Source organism: Streptomyces sp. NPDC006335 (assembly GCF_040612795.1).
Classification (GTDB): domain Bacteria; phylum Actinomycetota; class Actinomycetes; order Streptomycetales; family Streptomycetaceae; genus Streptomyces.
Window position 1 is genome coordinate 1 of the sequence record NZ_JBEXQX010000060.1, and the last position, 1,410, is coordinate 1,410.

At 72.3% G+C, this 1,410-nt stretch carries 1 protein-coding gene; it reads left to right on the forward strand.

What is annotated here, in order from left to right; genetic code table 11:
* Positions 1–18: 18 nt before the first annotated feature.
* On the forward strand, positions 19–1,410 hold a 1,392-nt coding region (locus ABZ098_RS44945), incomplete at its 3' end, for a condensation domain-containing protein (protein ID WP_356600904.1).

The following is a 1,410-nucleotide window of genomic DNA, read 5'->3' on the forward strand; positions in this document are numbered from 1 at the left end:
TTCGGAGCACCGACGCTGGTGCGCCTCGCACTGGTGCGCCTGGGAGAAGACCGCCACCAACTGCTGTGGAGCTACCACCACCTGCTGCTGGACGGCTGGAGCGCCCCCGTCGTGCTCGGCGAGGTCCTCCAGGCGTACTGGGAGTCGATGGCGGGCCGGCAGCCGCTCCTGCCCGAGCGGCGCCCGTTCCGCGACTTCGTGGCCTGGCTGGGCGAGCAGGGCCAGGACGAGGCCGAACGGTACTGGCGGGAGCAACTCGCCGGATTCACCGCACCCGCCTCGCTCGGCATCGAGCACACGACGGGCCGGAGTGGCCGGGACCTGGCCTGGGCCCCGCTGCCCGCAGACATCTCCGACCGGGTGGCGGAGTTCGCGCGACGGCACCGGCTGACGGTCAACACGGTCGTCCAGGGCGCCTGGGCGGTCCTCACCGCCCGCTACGCCGGTACCGACGACGTCGTGTTCGGCGTGTCCTCCTCCGGGCGCAGCGGCCAGCTCGACGGCATCGAGTCCATGGTCGGCCTGCTGATGAACACCACCCCGGCCCGTATCAAGGTCGATCCGGGCCTGACGGTCCCGCAGTGGCTGGCCGGTATACAGGCCGAGCAGGCGCGCGGCCGACGCTTCGAGCACACCCCGTTGACCGACATCCAGGCCTGTAGCGAGATCCCCGCCGGACAGCCCCTGTTCGAGACGCTGTTCGTGTTCGAGAACTATCCCCTCCCCGGCGGCGGCGAAGGCGGCGACCAGGACGAAACGGAAGCCGACGACCTGCGGTTCGGCGAGATCTCCCACGGCCACCAGCGGCTCAACTACCCCCTGGTCGTCATCGCGGGGGCGGCCCCGAACCTGCAGGTCGGCTTCAGCTACGACCTGTCCCGGTTCGACCACGGGACGATCGACCGACTGGCGGGCCATCTGGCCGCGGTGCTGGCGGGCGTCGTCGCCGACGACGAGGGCACCGTCGGCGACCTGTCGGTGTTGTCGGCGGCGGAGCGCGCCGAGGCGCTCGACTGGGGGGCGGGTGCCGCGGGACCGGCGCCGGTACCCGGTGCGGGCGGAGTGCACGATCTGGTCGCCGAGCAGGTCAGGCGGCGCCCGGACGCCGTGGCGGTGATGTGCGGGTCGCGTCAGATGACATATGGGGCGCTGTGGGACCGGGCCGGGAGGTTGGCCGGGTGGCTGCGTGCCGCGGGCGCGGGCCCGGAGTCGGTGGTGGGCCTGTGCCTGGAGCGTGGCATCGACCTGGTGACGGCGGTCCTGGCGACCTGGCGCGCCGGGGCGGCGTTTGTGCCGTTGGATCCGGAGTATCCGTCGGAGCGGTTGGCGTTCATGCTGGCTGATTCGGGTGCGCGGGTGGTGGTGGGTCATCGGTCGGTGGCCGCGGGGCTGGTGGATTCCGCGGTGGAT